An 823-nucleotide genomic window follows, 5' to 3' on the forward strand; every position below is an offset into this window, starting at 1 on the left:
GGCCGGCCGCCGGTCGCACCCGGCCCCCTCCCGCCCGCCCTCTCCGCCCGTACTGACGAGATCCGTACGCACCTTCGAAGGAAGCCGGCACCGTGTGCGGCGCGGCCCGGTAAGGTCTGGGAGTGACCGTAGTCGCGGGGCGCCGACGGCCCCCTCCGCGCGAGGAGCCCCCACGTGCTGATCACCCATGACACCGAGTGCGCGTTGAGCATCCTCGTCGAGCTGCTCAACACCGCACCCGAGGTGTGCGGCACCGAGCTGCTGCCCGACGTGGCCGCGCTCGACGCCTTCGTGATCCGCCAGGAGATCAGCGAGGTCGACTCCCTCACCGGCGGCGACCTGCGCCGGGTGCACGAGCTGCGGACGCAGCTGCGCGAGGTCTTCGGGACGGAGTCCACCGAGGAGGCCGCCGAGCTGGTGAACGCCCTGGTCGCCGCCGCCGGCACGACACCCCGGCTCACCAACCACGACCACCACGGGTGGCACATCCACTACTTCGCGCCGCACGCCGCGCTCGGTGACCACCTGGCCGCCGAGCTGGGCATGGCGCTGGCCTTCATCCTCACCGCCGGCGAACGCGAGCGGCTGCGCCGCTGCGAGGCACCGGACTGCGCACGGGTCTTCGTCGACCTCTCGCGCAACCGCTCGCGGCGCTACTGCGACAGCCGGACCTGCGGGAACCGGCTGCACGTCGCCGCCTACCGGGCGCGCCAGCGGTCCGCCGAGTCGGTGCCCTCGGCCTGACCGCCGTCCCGGCCCCGAACGGGGCGGGCGGGGGTTCGGGCCGTCGTTCGGGCGACGGGCCCGACGGCAGGCCGAAACC

General features: G+C 74.4%; 1 protein-coding gene. It reads left to right on the forward strand.

Features of this window, described 5'->3' with window-relative positions:
• Positions 1-174: 174 nt before the first annotated feature.
• Positions 175-744, forward strand: a complete 570-nt coding sequence (locus tag ACFWOG_RS37480; protein ID WP_380363927.1) for a CGNR zinc finger domain-containing protein — start codon at positions 175-177, stop codon at positions 742-744.
• The last annotated feature ends 79 nt before the right edge of the window (positions 745-823 follow it).

The sequence above is a fragment of the Kitasatospora sp. NPDC058406 genome (assembly GCF_042722765.1).
Taxonomy (GTDB): Bacteria; Actinomycetota; Actinomycetes; order Streptomycetales; family Streptomycetaceae; genus Kitasatospora.